The organism is Streptococcus sp. DD12 (assembly GCF_001578885.1).
In the GTDB taxonomy this organism is placed as follows: Bacteria; Bacillota; Bacilli; order Lactobacillales; family Streptococcaceae; genus Streptococcus.
This window is the reverse complement of sequence record NZ_KQ969495.1, coordinates 955738-972387: the sequence shown is the minus strand read 5'-3', so window position 1 is coordinate 972387 and position 16650 is coordinate 955738. Positions and strand designations below refer to the sequence as shown.

The window sequence follows — 16650 nt, the reverse complement described above, 5'->3', positions numbered from 1 at the left end:
AGTGCCTTGTTGGCCTTAGGACAAAAATGACAAAAGACGGCAGTCTCAAAGAGAGGCCGTCTTTTTGGTTATCAGTCAAACTGATAACAGACCATCATAAAATGGTCTAGCCAGCCCCCTTGTCGATCGGCCTTTGGTCCTTTATAATAAAACTCACAAAGGAGGACCTCACATGACACAAGCTGATACTATTTTAAACGCCCTAAAGGCCGCACGTTGGGTGGACCTGACCCATCAAATTGATAGCAAGAGCCCTCACTTTCCGGCTCTACCAGCACTGGAGCAGACGGATGTTTTCACCCTTAAAGATGGCTTTCATGTTCAGAAATTTTCTGTGGTCGGTCAATACGGTACGCACATTGATGCGCCCATTCATTTTGTGGAAGGTGGCCGTTGGCTAGATGATTTGCCACTGAAGGATTTGCTTTTGCCCTTGTACGTGATTGATAAATCCCAAGCTGTTGCTGAAAATCCCGATTATGAATTGACCAAGGCAGATATTTTAGCCTTTGAGGCAGAACATGGGACAATTGCAGCGGGGGCTTTTGTGGCCTTTCGCAGTGACTGGAGTAAACGGTGGCCAGACCAAGATGCTATTCGCAACCTTGGCCCTGATGGCAGTCAGCATACCCCAGGCTGGAGCCATGAGGCCATTGACTTTTTAGTTCATGAGAGAGGGGCTAAAGCCTTGGGGCATGAAACCCTGGATACCGATAGTGGACAGGCTGCTGCCCGCAATGGGCGCTTGGTGGAAGAATATTACCTCTTAGAGCAAGATATCTATCAGCTTGAGGTATTGGCCAATTTAGACCAAGTGCCAGCAAGTGGCAGTCTCATCCAGATTAGTTTTCCCCATTGGCACAAGGCGACAGGGTCACCTGTAAGGGCTTTGGCTTGGGTATTTGACTAAGCGCCCCCATAACAAAACACTGTTGCTAGCAACAGTGTTTTTTCGTCATCAGTTTAGCTGATAAAAAAAGCCCTCAGACCAGTAGATAAGGCGTCAAGGCTAGCAGTCGAGGGGCTTTTTTTGTTTGCTTTTTAGTTAGCTTTTGGGGTAAAGCTGCTTTGAATATTGAACTGCTTTTTAAAGAAGTATTTGCCTGCTAAGGCTGCTGCACCGATTAGGATAGTGACGATAGCGGGCAGTTGGATGTTGATACTTGCCGGAATCAAACCAGAAACGGTCACAATGATAACCAGCAGGATTAAGACAGGGATTAAAGCTAAGATGCTCTTGAGCCAGCCAAAGCGTTTGCGGTTTTGGGCCAGGTTGGTCTGGAAGCGATACATGAAGTAGAGTAAAGCGCCACCTGCAAAACCAAAGACAAAGAGGGAAATGAGGCCATAACTGGTGGTTCGACTGTCAAAGAAATTCATCACACCGCTAAAGAGGGCGATAAAGCCTAAAAAGAAGAGAGAAGAATCTAAAAACATGAGCCAAGGGTTATCGTTGGTTGCTTGGGCAGCTGTTTTTGCCTCGGTTTGGGTGTAACTTTGTGCCCAGCGTGTTGGGGCCCCTAGGAAGGTCCGGGCTGGAATCCCTCGTCCTTGTTCTTCGATGATTTGTGGCAGGACTTCTTCTAGGATAAGCTTGATGTCTTCATCAGTCTTGCCATTGGCGATCAGTTCATTGGTAGCGATGTGGATAAATTCTTGATTTTTTTTGGTGAGTTGATTAAGGTCGATAGTCATGAAATGCTCCTTGTTGAGGTGGGTTAGAACCATTTTTTACGGATAAAGTAGGCGACGACAATGCCTGACATCACCGCAGCCATGAGAGTGACAAACCAGAAGGCACCCTTGAGGTCGTTGAGTGGCAGGTAGTTGTCTTGAAAGTTCATCCCATAGGCGGAGAAAATTACCGTTGGGATGTCTAGCGCCATGGTCATGAGCGCTAGTGTTTTCATGATGGAGTTCTGGTTGTTATTGATGATAGAAGCTGCCGTTTCGGTCATGGCATTCAAAATATTTTCATAGATGGATGCCATCTCGATAGCCTGTTGGGTCTCGACCAAGGTATCCTCTAGCAGGTCTTCGTCTTCGACATATTTTTTCAGGCTAGAGGCATTGCCTGTCAGCTTTTTGACAATTCGTTCGTTAAGCTTGAGGGCGGCCTTTAGGTAGACGATGGACTTTTCCAACTCCATCATGTCCAGCAACTGCTCATTTTTTGTTGAGCCTTCCAGTTGGGTCTCCAACTTATCGCTTTGGCGGTCAATGGAGCGCAAGGCTGTCAGGAAGAGTTCGGCATTGCGATAGAGCAATTGAAAGACAAAGCGGGTCTTCATAAAGGTGTAGAAATTGCGAGGTCGCCCTTTTTTAAAGCTGTCAAAGAGGCTAATATCTTCCAAACAAGTCGTAATGACAGCTTCTTTGGTAACGATAATTCCTAGCGGGATGGTCACATAATAAGTCCGTTCATTGCGCTCTTCTTGAGTGGGAGCATCGACGATGATTAAGGTATAGTCATCCTCAGTCACCACACGAGAAGATTCTTCAGCATCCAGAGGCGCCCGAAGGTCCTGGATATCGACATGGAAATGGTCAGCAACCTTGCGCGATTCTTCGTCTGAGGGATTGACCAAATGGACCCAACAGCCTGCTTCATAGTGGTCAATGGGCTCAAAGGCAGTCGCTTTAGATAGGTAAATCTCTTGCACGATGGTCTCTCCTTTTCAGAATTTTTGGCATACCGTTTCATTATACTACAAATCACCGATTTTGTAAGCCGTCTTTACTGGGAAAATTTGATATAATGGCTGATAGGATTTGAGGGAAAGGAGATCGCATGCAAGACAAAATTCGTATTCATGGTGCACGTTCTCACAATTTGAAAAATATCGATGTGGATATTCCGCGTGACAAACTGGTTGTTGTCACAGGTCTGTCAGGATCGGGTAAATCAAGTTTGGCCTTTGACACGATCTATGCAGAAGGGCAACGCCGCTATGTGGAGAGCCTCTCTGCCTATGCGCGTCAATTTTTGGGCAATACGGAAAAGGCTGATGTAGACGCTATTGATGGTCTGAGCCCAGCAATCTCCATCGACCAAAAAACAACCAGCCGCAACCCTCGCTCAACCGTTGGGACGGCTACAGAAATCAATGATTATTTACGTCTGCTCTATGCGCGTGTCGGGGTACCTTACTGTCCCAATGGCCATGGGGCGATTACGGCCTCCTCACCAGAACAGATTGTCAATAGAATCTTGGACCTGCCTGAGAGACAGCGGATGCAGATCTTGGCACCTGTGGTACGAGGCAAAAAAGGCCAACACAAGACGACTTTTGAACGGATTGAACGAGACGGTTATGTGCGGGTACGGGTTGACGGTGAGGTCTATGATGTCAGTGAAGTACCCGAACTTAACAAAAATAAGGCTCACACCATTGAAGTGGTTGTGGATCGGATTGTCAATAAGGAAGGGATTCGCAGCCGTGTCTTTGGGTCGGTGGAAGCAGCCCTGCTTTTGGCGGATGGTTACGTCATCATTGACACCATGGACGGCAATGAAATCGTCTGCTCTGAGCATTATTCCTGCCCTATCTGTGGCTTTATGGTGCCTGAGCTAGAACCGCGGCTCTTTTCATTCAATGCGCCTCTGGGGGCTTGTCCCACCTGCGATGGTCTGGGCAATCGTCTGGAAGTAGACCTCGATCTGGTTCTTCCAGACCCGACTCTCACTTTGCGTCAAGGGGCCTTAGCGCCATGGAACCCTATTTCATCTAATTATTACCCTGCTCTTTTGGAGCAAGCCATGACCGCTTTCGGCATCGACATGGACACCCCTTTTGAGAAATTAACCCAGGCCGAGCAAGATGTGGTCTTGTACGGAGCGGGAGACCGAGAATTTCATTTTCACTACCATAGTGACTTTGGGGGCGAACGTGACCTCTTCATGCCTTTTGAGGGTGTGGTTAATAACGTCAACCGCCGTTACCATGAGACAAACTCCGACTACACTCGCAACGTCATGCGTGAGTACATGAATGAGCTGACCTGTCCTAGCTGTCACGGCTATCGGCTAAATCCTCAGGCTCTATCTGTCCGAGTAGGTGGCGAAGATGGTCTCAATATTGGGCAAGTCTCAGAACTCTCGATTGGTGACCATCTGGCCTATGTGTCTGCCCTAAACTTAAAGGACAATGAAGCAACCATTGCGCGCCCTATCCTCAAGGAAATCAAAGACCGCTTGACCTTCCTCAACAATGTTGGTCTGGCTTACTTGACCTTGTCACGGGCAGCGGGGACCTTATCTGGAGGAGAAAGTCAGCGGATTCGCCTAGCCACCCAAATCGGTTCTAACCTTTCTGGTGTGCTCTACGTCTTAGATGAGCCTTCTATCGGCTTGCACCAAAGGGACAATGACCGTTTGATTGCCAGCCTGAAAAAAATGCGAGACTTGGGCAATACGCTCATCGTGGTCGAACACGACGAAGACACCATGCGTGAAGCGGACTGGTTGATTGATGTGGGGCCAGGTGCTGGGCATCTGGGTGGTGAGATTGTCGCGTCAGGGACTCCAAAACAAGTCGCCCGCATGACCAAATCCATCACAGGGCAATATCTCTCAGGTAAAAAATCTATTCCGGTTCCGGAGACTCGGCGCCCGGGTAACGGCCAAACGATTCGGCTAGAGGGAGCGAGCGAAAACAATCTAAAAGACCTAACGGTTGACTTTCCTTTAGGGACTTTTACTGCTGTGACCGGTGTGTCAGGTTCTGGCAAGTCAACCTTGGTCAATGGTATCCTCAAAAAAGCCATTGCTCAAACGCTGAATGGGAACTCTGAAAAACCTGGGAAATTTAAGGCTATCTCTGGGCTAGAGCATATTGACCGTTTGATTGATATTGACCAAAGCCCGATTGGGCGGACACCACGCTCAAACCCAGCGACCTACACAGGCGTTTTTGACGATATTCGGGACCTCTTTGCACAGACAAATGAAGCTAAAATTCGTGGTTACAAGAAAGGCCGTTTTAGCTTTAATGTCAAGGGTGGGCGTTGTGAAAACTGCTCGGGTGATGGCATTATCAAGATTGAAATGCACTTTTTGCCAGACGTTTACGTCCCTTGTGAAGTTTGCCATGGCACACGCTATAACTCAGAAACCTTGGAAGTCCATTATAAGGAAAAAAACATTGCGCAAGTCTTAGATATGACCGTAGATGATGCGCTGGACTTCTTTTCAGCCATCCCTAAGATTGCACGCAAGTTGCAGACCATCAAGGATGTGGGCTTGGGCTATGTGACCTTGGGGCAACCAGCAACGACCCTCTCTGGTGGAGAGGCCCAACGGATGAAGCTGGCCTCCGAACTGCACAAACGTTCTACAGGCAAGTCCTTCTATGTGCTTGATGAACCGACAACCGGGCTTCATACGGATGACATTGCCCGTCTGATTAAGGTTTTGGACCGCTTTGTCGAAGATGGCAATACGGTGCTCGTGATTGAGCACAATCTAGATGTCATCAAAACTGCGGACCACATCATCGACCTCGGACCAGAGGGGGGTGTCGGCGGTGGAAGCATCGTGGCTACTGGAACTCCAGAAGCCATTACCCAAGTCGCGGCTAGCTATACCGGCCAATACCTGAAAGCCAAGTTAGCCGGTCAAGACGAAACATAAAATCATCACAACATGAAAAAGAGTCACTTTCTCAGCTCTAGGCCAAGTTCCAAGAGTCGAGGGAAGTGATTCTTTTTTGTGATTAAGCTTATCCCCTATTGGTGAGGGTTTGCTTGTAGCTTTTGTGCATAAACGACAAAAAAGCCTGGGTGGTGAAACCCAGGCTTTCTGGAGGATGTGACCTTAGTCACGAATGGTGTGCTTGTTGTCAAACAAGGCTTGTGGTGGTTTAAGCGGTTACCCCATCAGTCATCTCATCATTGGTAGTTAAAGGACCAGTAGTAGGTACCGTCTCCTGCCACGACACAGGCAACGGCCCCTTGGGTGATGTCAGGGCTGTAGAAGATTTCTCTCCAACCACTGTTGATCCACTTGTCGGCAACGACCACACCGTTACTTTCCCGGCGGAAGACGAGACCTTCGCTGACAAAGCTGTGGGAGATGTCTTTGGTGTGTGGCAGTGTGGTTGACGTGTAGAGCTCTTCAGACCATGTTAAAGGTTGCAGGCCAGCAGCCTGACGTTGGAAGTTGATTTCATCAAAGGCTGTTTGAGCAGCTTGGCGGTCAACGTAGTCGGACGTTTCTGTCGGTTCAACACGGTAGATAAATTTGACATCGCCAAACTCATAGTCTTTGTACTTGTCATCGGTGACGCCACTCTTGAGGTGGGCCACTAAGACATAGTCACGAGACCAAGCACTAGCTTTAGAAGCGTCAAAGTTTGTTTGGTCTTCGATTTCCCAAGTCACTGCGCAATCCCAGCCAGCGTTGTCTTTAAAGACAGGATTGGCATTTGCGATGACATAGTTCTTGAACTCTTCAAGGTTTTGGAATGGCAGGGCTTCACCCGCTTTTCCGGTACCAACCACATTTTCAGAGTAGAGCGCTACGCTGGAGGCTTTGTCATCGTAGTTGTACTCGTCATCATTGGCCGTGCTGTGAATGTCAGGGTCAAGGGCAGGGTCGTTATTATCTGTCCCATTGAAGAGTTTCCAATGGTCTCCCATCCATTTGTAGTAGCCATCGATACCGCGTTCTTTTTCTTCGTCGGTCATGGCCACACGGTAGTAGTAAACCCCATCAGCATCCACAAAACGAGGGTCGGCTTGCATAGCAGGGTCGGTCGGTGGGAGGGTTGGTTTTGGTAACTTGTCATAGTCGATATTGGTTTCAGGGGCGTAACCAGGGGTTTCTGTTGTATCATCGCCAGTACCTGGAGTGACGGTTCCGCCATTATCTGAGCCGGAGTTATCGTTATTACCGTTGTTACCATTGTCAGAAGGGTTGGTATTAGAGTTGTCAGTATTGCCATTATCGGCATGGTCACCACCAGAGTTATTGTCAGAGTTATTGACCTTGACGAAGACCCATTGGCCATTGCTGTAGTAATAGTAATCGCCATTATCTAGGACATAGTAGTGGTAGCCATTTTCATAGCGGTAGTGGCTATCGTTGGTCAAGGCAGTGTAACCATTGTTGGTATTGGTGTTGCCATTGTCAGCGTTGTTATTGCCGTTGTTGGCATAGTAAACCCACCGGTTGTTGGTATAAACATAGTAGGAACCATCATCTAGCAGGTAGTAGAGGTAGCCGTTGCTGTAGCGGTAACGGGAGTTGTTGTTGTAAGAGTTGCCCCCAGGAGTGTAGCCATTATAACCAGGATAGGTATAACCGTAATCATAGTAGTAAGGGTAATATGGGCGGTAAGGGTTCCAAGGGTTGTAATTGTAGCCATAGTTGTAGGGGTTCCAACTATTGTAATAGTAGCCGTAATTATAGGGACTCCAACCATAGTTGCCATAGCCATAAGGATTATAGCCTAAACCGTAGCTATAATAAGGGGCATACCCGTAGGCATCTGCGTAGTTGTTGTAGGCATAGTTCCAGTTGTTATAGCCGTAATTCCTGTTATAAGCTGAGTTATAGTAGACAGGAGAGGCATTGTAGCCGTTAAAGCCATTGTTCCAGTTGTTGTAGGCATAGTTATTGTAGCTATAGGCGGAGTTCCAAGGGGCATAGTAGGTTGGTGGTGCCGTCGGATAGCCATAATAATCATAGGCTTTAGCCTCAGAAGCATTTAGGGCCAAGGGCGCTAAAAAAGCCAGTGCCAAGCCAGCCTGTGATAAGAATCCTAAACCTTTTTTCATGAGTGTCATCTCCTTTTCTTTAGCAAAAGTTCAGGGAAGTTTAAGGTAACCGCTTTCATGTTTATTATAGATATCTACCTGACATTTGTCAAAGGGGAATTTAACAAAAATGACATGTCACAAACATTTAATGTTTGTCACGAAAATGAAATGTGAAATGTTTCACGAACTCTTTCACTGCCCCTCTTGTAGGAAAGAAGATGATGAAAATCTCCATCATTAATGAACAATTAGTGCTATAATAAGAAAGAAACGTTAGCTATCAGAAAGGAACTGCCATGCAACACCGTTTGGAAAATGTCGCTCAAGCCTTAAAAACTGCCCCTTTTGATGGGCTCTTGGTCACAAACCATACCAATATCTACTATCTAACTGGTTTTTCTGGTACCAATGCCACGGTTTTTATCTCTGACAAACACCGCCTCTTCATCACGGACAGTCGGTATAGCTTGATTGCCAAGGAAAAGGTTCACGGTTGGGATATCATCGAAGCCAAAGACCCCCTAGCGGTCATCAAAGAACGCTTAGCTGGTTCTGGTTTGAAGCGCTTTGGCTTTGAAAGTGACCTGCCTTACCGCTCTTTTCATCAGCTAGAAATTGTTTTTAGCGACTACCAATTGGTCGCAGATGATGGCTTGATTGAACGCCTGCGTATCGTCAAGGATGCTAAAGAACTGGCAACCATTCGTCAGGCTTGCTCGATTTCAGACCGTGCCTTTGCGGACGTTTTGGACTACATCAAGCCTGGTCAAACGACCGAAAAAGACATCCGAGACTTCTTGGATTTTCGCATGCGCAAGTACGGGGCCTCTGGGGTTTCCTTTGAGTTGATTATCGCCTCAGGCTATCGCTCTAGCATGCCACACGGGGTAGCTTCTGACAAGGTTGTCGAAAACGGAGACATGTTGACCATGGACTTTGGCTGTTACTATGACCACTATGTCAGTGACATGACACGGACCATCCACCTGGGGCCAGCAACAGATAAAGAAGAAGAAGTTTACCAGCTCGTCCTCAAGGCCAACCAAGCCCTTTTAGACCAAGCCAAGGCAGGGCTGTCAATGCGGGATTTTGATAAGATTCCACGTGACATCATCACTGAAGCTGGTTATGGGCCTGCCTTTTCACACGGGATTGGCCATGGTATCGGTCTCGATATCCACGAGGAGCCTTACTTTAGTCAAAAAGATACCGAACATCATATCCAAGCAGGCATGGTCTTGACGGACGAACCAGGCATCTATCTGGACAATGCTTTTGGTGTGCGGATTGAAGACGACCTCATCGTGACTGAGGAAGGTTGTGAATTGATTACCTTGGCACCAAAAGAGTTCATCATTCTCTAAGGAGGTTATATGACAGAACGTCTGAGCTGGGAAGATTATTTTATGGCCAATGCCGAGTTGATTGCCAAACGCTCAACCTGTGACCGTGCCTTTGTCGGAGCGGTCTTGGTTCGAAAAAAGCGCATCATTGCGACGGGTTACAATGGCGGTGTGTCAGCGACCGATAACTGCCATGAAGTTGGGCATGAAATGGAAGAAGGGCATTGTATCCGAACAGTACATGCTGAGATGAATGCCCTAATCCAGTGTGCCAAAGAAGGGATTTCAACGGACGGGACCGAGATCTACGTCACGCACTTTCCTTGTGTCAACTGCACCAAGGCCCTCCTGCAGGCGGGCATCAAAAAAATCACCTACAAAGAAAGTTATCGGCCCCACCCTTTTGCCATCAAGCTCATGGAACAAAAAGGGGTCAGCTATCAGCAACACGATGTCCCTCGTGTGCAACTGGGAAAATAATGGTTTAAAATGACAAAGCTCAGGTTTTTCTGAGCTTTGTCATTTTTTTAAAAAGAGAAAACAAAAACAAACATTTTTGGAACCCTTTTCATGTAATTATGGTCATAATTAAGTGCAGATTATGATAGCTTTTTTGAGAAAAAAAGGCTTCTTTGCAAAAAAAGATAAGAAAACAACACTATATGATTACACAATATGACAAGATATTGCTATAATGTGACATTTGTGTAATATTACATCTTTAAAGTGCAATTCATTGACATAAAATGCTCTAGTGTGTAAAATGGTCTTAACGTTTTGTTAAAGACAGACGATATTAAAATATTTTTGTAAAGAAGGGGCTCCTATGCGTCGTAAACATTTCAATAAAAACTTTGATGAGGTCAACCGTACCTCCCGGGTCAAAATGCACAAATCTGGTAAGAACTGGGTTCGTACCGTTATCTCCTATCTCAATATCTTCCGTGTCTTCAAGGGCGGTGTTGTCAAAGAAAGTAAGGTCACTGTTGAAACAACTAGTGACAACACCTTATCTACCTCTAGCCATGCCTTGCTCAAGACCCTGACAGCGGCAGGAGCCGTAGCAGGGGGAGGGGCCATCTTGGCCCAAACCGGCCAAACCGTTCACGCGGATGAAACGGCAACAACAGCAAGTGTTGATAGCACGGACACCTTGGTCAATGCTGACACGGTTACTGTCGGTGGCACAGCCACAGCTTCTGAAAACACGGTTGACCAAGCGTCCCTGTCTGCTTCTGTGCAAGCCTCTCAATCCCTGTCTCTATCTGAAGCACAATCAAGCTCAACATCAGAAAGCCTGTCGCTTGAAGCTTCTTTAACAGCTTCAACCTCTTCATCAGAAAGTCTGTCTGTGATTGAGTCAGAACTAGTATCTGCTTCCTTGTCATTATCGACGTCAGAGTCAACAGCCACAGCTTCTGAAACCAGCAGCTCAGCCAGCAGTACCACAGCGTCAACATCAAGTGCGACAACAAGCTCTAGCGATGATGCCAAAGACCTTTTGGACCAAAACACTTCTGAAGCCGAGCTTTTGATTGGTATTGCCAACAAATATGCGGCAAGCTTGTCTGATAGCACCGCTAAGACCACTTTGGTCAATAGCATCACTCAAGTACAAGCACAAGTGACTGCTTCAAATGCTTTGTTGGCTAGCCTAGCAACTGCTCAAGCTTATGAAGACCAACGTAAAAAACTTGGTTCAGCTGTCGATGACATGATGGCAGCTCTGACAGCAGCTGGCTTTACAGGCAATGGTACGGCTGCAGACGGTAGCTCAGCTATCGTAGCCCAACTGGATGCGATCGCAACCAGCAGCAGTTCAGCCAGCGGTATCACCATGTCACCAGTTATTTCTAATGCGAATGGGGCAACTATTACAGATCCAACCCCAAGTTCATCTGGTTATGCTGTCGATCCGAATACTAGCCGTTACACCTTTGGTATCTGGGACTTTACCAAAAATGACACCTCCTTTGGTTACTATGCAACCCTCTCTGTAGACCGTTCAGCCATCACAGGGACCAGCTTGTCTAACCCTACTGTCTACATCCGTATCGTCAACAAAGCAACTGGTGAAGCGGTTTATGAGACGACTATCGCAGCAGGGGATACTCAAAAGACCTTGCCAAGCTACATCACTGGCGATAACTCTGATGTCAGCAACAGCCTTAACTACCAAGCAGCAAGTGGCACGACACCAGGCGTGGTGACCTTATCCCTTGTCAACTCAAACCTTGAGTATGAGACAAAACAAATCATGGATGTCAACTATCCAGGAAATGTTGGTGAGTCTAAGCCTAACGTCCAAACCTCTGTGCCATCTCGTTTGGTAACCCAAAACACCATCTATAAAGAAGTCAACTCTGGCTATACCAGTGGCACCTATAAACCAACTGGTACCGAAACTGAACTTGGTAAATACAGTCAAACCGGTATCGAAGGTCAAAACTACACCGCTTCTGGAGTACGTGCTATCGATGGCTATGTCCTCGTACCAGCCTCAACAGATACGCAAATGCCAACTGGTACCTTGGGAAGTATCGGGCAACAATATGTCGAACTTAATGGTGGGGCCAACAACTACTATGTTAAACGGATCACAGAAGTCGTTGATACCAATGGCTCAACCGTGACACGTATCTATGTCTTGGACCCAAGCGAAATCAATAACTTTACCTCTGCAGATGTCGGCACACCAGATGTGTCTAAGTACACCTTGGTCTACACGACACCTGTCATGAAGGCGGGGGCAGCCTATATTCCAGCCTCAACAGATACCATCAAAGTCTACAGCAAGACAGGTGACTACTATTTGGAAGTCTCACCATTTATCCAGTCTAATGGTATCTACACCAACCTCATCACCGGTTGGTACTATACCAATGAAACAGTTACCTATAATGTTCAAAATGTTAAAGATGGACCAATCACTCAAGTTACCCTGCCTAAGCGTTTCTCAGGCGCCCCAGCTGCCAGCCTGACACCGCAAGGCTTGGGAAATAATAGCAATAACGTCATTGTTGCCTCGGTAGCCGCTGAGGGGGATGGTATGAATGCTGATAGTATTTCCTACATCAATGATGACCCAGCCCAAGGTACGGTTTACCAAAACTTTAAGGGATATAAGAGTTTCTCAAATAACTACTCTATCCCGACTGGAACCCGTACACCGGTAGATGTTGTCTACTACTACCGTAAGATGACAGCCTCTGAGTCAACCTCACAGTCTGAATCTTTCAGTGAGTCCTCTTCAACTTCTTTGAGCCAAGAGCAAAGTGCTAGCACATCCTTGAGTCAATCAGCGTCTGCATCCTTGTCAGAAAGCCAAAGCACTAGCGCGTCAGTCAGCCAATCAGAATCTGCTTCAACCTCTTTGAGCCAATCTGAATCAGCGTCAACGTCATTGTCACAAAGCCAAAGCGCAAGCCTGTCTGTCAGCCAGTCTGAATCTGCCTCAACCTCTTTGAGCCAATCAGTGTCTGCATCCTTGTCAGAAAGCCAAAGCAATAGCGCGTCAGTCAGCCAATCAGAATCAGCTTCAACATCCTTGAGCCAATCAGAATCAGCGTCAACGTCAGTGTCACAAAGCCAAAGCGCAAGCCTGTCAGTCAGCCAGTCTGAATCCGCTTCAACCTCTTTGAGCCAATCAGCGTCTGCATCCTTGTCAGAAAGCCAAAGCACTAGCTTGTCAGTTAGCCAATCTGAATCAGCTTCAACATCCTTGAGCCAATCTGAATCAGCGTCAACGTCAGTGTCACAAAGCCAAAGCGCAAGCTTGTCAGTCAGCCAGTCAGAATCTGCTTCGACGTCTGTGAGTCAGTCTGAATCTGCTTCAGTTTCCTTGTCAGAAAGCCAAAGTGCTAGCTTGTCAGAAAGCCAAAGCACTAGCACGTCAGCTAGCCAATCAGAATCTGCTTCAGTGTCAGTGAGTCAATCTGAGTCTGCTTCAGTTTCAGTGAGTCAGTCCGAATCTGCTTCAGCTTCTCTGTCAGAAAGCGAAAGTGCTAGCACGTCAGTCAGCCAGTCTGAATCCGCTTCAGTGTCAGTGAGTCAATCTGAGTCAGCCTCAGTTTCAGTGAGTCAATCCGAATCAGCCTCTGTTTCTGTCAGTCAATCTGAGTCTACCTCAGCGTCAGTAAGTGCGTCAGAATCCCTGTCAACTTCTGTCAGCCAATCCGCATCAAGCTCAGTATCAGAAAGCCAAAGCGCAAGTGCTTCAGTATCTGCATCTACATCAGCGAGCGCGTCTGAGTCAGCATCCGTATCAGTATCAGAGAGCCAAAGCGTCAGCGCCTCTGTATCAGAATCAACGTCTGCTTCAGTATCCGTGAGTCAATCAGAATCTGCTTCAGTGTCCGTGAGTCAGTCAGAATCTGCTTCAGTTTCAACGTCTGTCAGTCAATCTGAGTCCGCTTCAGTCTCAGTGAGTGCGTCTGAATCAGCCTCTGTTTCTGTCAGTCAATCTGAGTCAACCTCAGCGTCAGTAAGTGCGTCAGAATCCCTGTCAACTTCTGTCAGCCAATCCGTATCAAGCTCAGTATCAGAAAGCCAAAGTGCAAGTGCTTCAGTATCTGCATCTACATCAGCGAGCGCGTCTGAGTCAGCGTCCGTATCAGTATCAGAGAGCCAAAGCGTCAGCGCCTCTGTATCAGAATCCGCGTCCGCTTCAGTGTCCGTGAGTCAATCAGAATCTGCTTCAGTTTCACTGAGTCAGTCAGCATCTGCTTCAGTTTCAACGTCTGTTAGTCAATCTGAGTCTGCTTCAGTTTCCTTGTCACAAAGTGCTTCTGCAAGCTTGTCAGCCAGCGAATCCGCATCTGTCTCAACTTCACAAAGTGAGAGTGCTAGCTTGTCTGCTTCTGTGTCAGCCTCAGTATCCGCTTCAGCGTCTGCTTCTGCCAGCCTAAGCACTTCCTTGAGCCAGTCTGAGTCAACGTCAGTTTGGCCAAGTCAATCCGCTTCTGCTAGCCTGAGTGCGTCACTTTCAGCTTCTGAATCTGCTTCAGCCTCAGCCTCTGCGTCTGAAAGTGCTTCTGCAAGCTTGTCAGCGTCATTGAGCAGCTCAGAATCAGAGTCCTTGAGCACTTCCTTGTCTAACTCTATCAGCTACTGGACATCAAGTTCTATGCACGAGTGGGATGAGTACGGTCGCAACGGTCGCAAACGCACCATTTATGGATGGGACCAATCTGGTCGCAACCGTGGTAGCCGTGTCGTGACAGGCACTCTACCAACTACAGGTGAAACAGCTACCAATGCAGCAGGTCTTCTACTAGGAGCAGCAGCCATGACTGGAGCTGTAGCTCTGGCCTCAAAACGCCGTAAAAAAGAAGACTAAGTCTTTAAAACGAAAAACTTAGAACGCTTGTTCTAAGTTTTTTGTTTGGTCTTTTATTGGTGCAAACTTTCTAGAAATCGTGTCATTAGAGAAGTCAGGAACTGCATGGGTTCTAACTTTTCATTTTTTATCAGCACTCAAAGATGGTCATGGAGTTGCGAAATTCTTGGGCGAGGTGCTGGCGTTTATAGGCCTGAAATTCAGGCAACTTTTTGACAGCATTGTAACGTTTACTGAGGTTCCAGCTGCCTGTCGGGTTGTACTCGGGGTGGTCATTGACAAAATCAATGGTTAAATCCCATTCGCGCAGATAGCCTAGCGGTCTAGAGTGGTATGTGACCCCATCTATGGTCTGGTCGCCGTAGGAGCGGTGGGCATGACCAAAGACGACATCTGTGACCTGATGGTCAACAAAAATCTGGTGGTACTTTTGACTGCCTAAAAAGGCGTTAAAAGGTGTAAATTTGGGGTGGGTCATGGTGAAGTTTTGGTGGGGGACAAAATGCATGGCCACTAGCGGGACTTGGTCAAGGTTTGTCAGTATCTTTTCTAACCTTTCCAGACTATGCCGGGTAATGTCTGGGTCGCTGAGGGGGCGTTTGAGCCGTCGGTCAAACCAGAACGTTTGCTTGAAGCGCTGGTGTTTGTCGGCGCTCTTTTCCGGGTTAAAGGAATAGTCGTACCAGCCTTGAAAGGCCAAGAGTTTGCGCTGGCCAATGTCATGAATTTGAAAATCCTGGGCCTGTATCGTTTCCTCGGTGAGGTCTAACATGTCGTGGTTTCCCAGGTTATAGGTCACCGTCAGTTGCCGTCTGAGTTCTTCGATGAAGGGGACGGCGTCTTGGTCAAAATGGTTGGCCAAATCCCCTGCGATGTGCAGGTGGTCGATAGCTTCTCTTTTGAGGACAAAAAGCAGTGTTTCTAGCTCAAAGGGGCCGAAATGGTTGAGGTCGATGTGCAGGTCGCTCATCAGGCAAAGTCTAGTCATGGTTTTATTGTAGCAAAAAAACAGGAAAACAAGGCTGTTTTGAGAGCCCTCGTCGGGAATTTTGAAAGTTTTTCCGGTCTATGTTACAATGATAGCACTAAAGAAATGAGGTAAATCATGGATATTTCTGAAATGCGTCAGCTCATTGACGCACTCACCGTGAAGCTAACCAGCTTCAGGAGGTCACTTTGACTTAGAAGAACTTGAAGAGTCTATCGCCCAGTTGGAAAACGAGATGACCCATCCCGATTTTTGGAATGACAGCGTAAAGGCTCAAAAGACTTCGCAGGAGTTAAATGACCTAAAACAAACTTACGAAACCTTCCATAAGATGGAAACCATGCTAGAAGATGCGGAAGTGCTCTTGGAATTTGCCAGTGAAGACGCAGATAGCAAGGTAGAATTAGAAGAAAATCTGACAGAGCTTGAACAAATCATGTCCCAGTATGAGATGACCTTGCTCTTGTCAGACCCCTATGACAGCCACAATGCGATTTTGGAAATCCATCCAGGTTCTGGAGGGACAGAAGCCCAAGACTGGGGAGATATGCTCCTACGCATGTATACGCGTTTTGGGAATGCCCACGGCTTTAAGGTGGAAGTTCTGGATTATCAGGCCGGTGATGAAGCCGGGATTAAGAGTGTGACCCTGTCCTTTGAAGGGACCAATGCCTATGGATTGCTCAAGTCAGAGATGGGGGTCCACCGTTTGGTGCGGATTTCTCCCTTTGATTCGGCCAAACGGCGTCACACGTCCTTTACGTCAGTCGAAGTTATGCCTGAGCTAGATGACAGCATCGAGGTCGACATCCGTGATGACGACATCAAGATGGATACCTTTCGTTCAGGGGGAGCCGGAGGGCAAAATGTCAACAAGGTTTCCACTGGGGTGCGCTTGACGCACATTCCGACTGGTATTGTGGTGGCTTCTACAGTTGACCGGACCCAGTATGGTAACCGGGACCGGGCGATGAAAATGTTGCAGGCCAAACTCTACCAGATGGAGCAGGAGAAAAAGGCTGAGGAAGTCAATGCGCTCAAGGGTGACAAAAAGGAAATCACCTGGGGGAGCCAGATTCGTTCTTATGTCTTTACCCCTTATACCATGGTCAAGGACCACCGGACAGGCTATGAAGTCGCTCAGGTGGATAAGGTCATGGACGGTGACTTGGACGGATTTATCGACGCCTACCTCAAATGGCGTCTAGAAGATTAAGGAG

The 16650-nt window shown here is 47.4% G+C and carries 10 protein-coding genes; 6 read left to right on the top strand and 4 right to left on the bottom strand.

Annotated features, from left to right (window positions below; genetic code table 11):
- Positions 1-172 precede the first annotated feature (172 nt).
- On the top strand, positions 173-910 hold the full coding sequence (locus STRDD12_RS04495) for a cyclase family protein (protein ID WP_066915546.1): 738 nt from the start codon (positions 173-175) through the stop codon (positions 908-910).
- A 131-nt stretch (positions 911-1041) separates the two neighbouring features.
- Here STRDD12_RS04495 and STRDD12_RS04490 read toward each other — a convergent pair whose 3' ends face one another.
- Positions 1042-1695, bottom strand: coding sequence for a DUF1129 domain-containing protein (locus STRDD12_RS04490; RefSeq protein ID WP_331709084.1), 654 nt, complete (start codon positions 1693-1695; stop codon positions 1042-1044).
- 23 nt (positions 1696-1718) lie between these two features.
- Positions 1719-2663, bottom strand: a complete 945-nt coding sequence (locus STRDD12_RS04485) for a magnesium transporter CorA family protein (protein ID WP_066915544.1) — start codon at positions 2661-2663, stop codon at positions 1719-1721.
- A 128-nt stretch (positions 2664-2791) separates the two neighbouring features.
- Between STRDD12_RS04485 and uvrA the strand changes: the two genes are divergently transcribed.
- On the top strand, positions 2792-5632 hold the full coding sequence (gene uvrA / locus STRDD12_RS04480; protein ID WP_066915543.1) for an excinuclease ABC subunit UvrA: 2841 nt from the start codon (positions 2792-2794) through the stop codon (positions 5630-5632).
- A gap of 257 nt (positions 5633-5889) precedes the next feature.
- Here uvrA and STRDD12_RS04475 read toward each other — a convergent pair whose 3' ends face one another.
- Positions 5890-7779 carry a CAP domain-containing protein gene (locus STRDD12_RS04475; protein WP_066915542.1) on the bottom strand — a complete coding sequence of 630 codons (1890 nt, stop codon included), beginning with the start codon at positions 7777-7779 and terminating at the stop codon, positions 5890-5892.
- Between the two features lie 278 nt (positions 7780-8057).
- Between STRDD12_RS04475 and STRDD12_RS04470 the strand changes: the two genes are divergently transcribed.
- The 3 genes from STRDD12_RS04470 to STRDD12_RS04460 all read left to right on the top strand — a co-directional run bounded on the left by STRDD12_RS04470 (position 8058) and on the right by STRDD12_RS04460 (position 14442).
- A complete protein-coding gene (locus STRDD12_RS04470; RefSeq protein ID WP_066915541.1) occupies positions 8058-9125 on the top strand; it encodes a M24 family metallopeptidase in 1068 nt (355 codons plus the stop codon).
- A gap of 9 nt (positions 9126-9134) precedes the next feature.
- A complete protein-coding gene (locus tag STRDD12_RS04465) occupies positions 9135-9584 on the top strand; it encodes a deoxycytidylate deaminase (protein ID WP_066915540.1) in 450 nt (149 codons plus the stop codon).
- A gap of 346 nt (positions 9585-9930) precedes the next feature.
- A complete protein-coding gene (locus tag STRDD12_RS04460; RefSeq protein WP_066915539.1) occupies positions 9931-14442 on the top strand; it encodes an accessory Sec-dependent serine-rich glycoprotein adhesin in 4512 nt (1503 codons plus the stop codon).
- 130 nt (positions 14443-14572) lie between these two features.
- Here the strand turns inward: STRDD12_RS04460 and STRDD12_RS04455 are convergent, their stop codons facing one another.
- Complete coding sequence (locus STRDD12_RS04455; protein WP_066915538.1) at positions 14573-15430, bottom strand: metallophosphoesterase; 858 nt, start codon at positions 15428-15430, stop codon at positions 14573-14575.
- A 117-nt stretch (positions 15431-15547) separates the two neighbouring features.
- Between STRDD12_RS04455 and prfB the strand changes: the two genes are divergently transcribed.
- A protein-coding gene (prfB, locus tag STRDD12_RS04450) for a peptide chain release factor 2 (RefSeq protein WP_156471439.1) occupies positions 15548-16646 on the top strand; the annotation gives its coding sequence in 2 pieces (ribosomal slippage) (positions 15548-15619 and positions 15621-16646; 1098 coding nt in all).
- Positions 16647-16650: the final 4 nt, after the last annotated feature.

What these genes read in the sequence shown, in the direction of transcription:
- STRDD12_RS04470 (WP_066915541.1), top strand. Translation starts at nt 8,058, where the DNA reads ATGCAACACCGTTTGGAAAATGTCGCTCAAGCCTTAAAAACTGCCCCT.
- STRDD12_RS04475 (WP_066915542.1), bottom strand. Translation starts at nt 7,779, where the DNA reads ATGAAAAAAGGTTTAGGATTCTTATCACAGGCTGGCTTGGCACTGGCT.
- STRDD12_RS04490 (WP_331709084.1), bottom strand. Translation starts at nt 1,695, where the DNA reads ATGACTATCGACCTTAATCAACTCACCAAAAAAAATCAAGAATTTATC.
- STRDD12_RS04465 (WP_066915540.1), top strand. Translation starts at nt 9,135, where the DNA reads ATGACAGAACGTCTGAGCTGGGAAGATTATTTTATGGCCAATGCCGAG.
- STRDD12_RS04460 (WP_066915539.1), top strand. Translation starts at nt 9,931, where the DNA reads ATGCGTCGTAAACATTTCAATAAAAACTTTGATGAGGTCAACCGTACC.
- STRDD12_RS04495 (WP_066915546.1), top strand. Translation starts at nt 173, where the DNA reads ATGACACAAGCTGATACTATTTTAAACGCCCTAAAGGCCGCACGTTGG.
- uvrA (WP_066915543.1), top strand. Translation starts at nt 2,792, where the DNA reads ATGCAAGACAAAATTCGTATTCATGGTGCACGTTCTCACAATTTGAAA.
- STRDD12_RS04455 (WP_066915538.1), bottom strand. Translation starts at nt 15,430, where the DNA reads ATGACTAGACTTTGCCTGATGAGCGACCTGCACATCGACCTCAACCAT.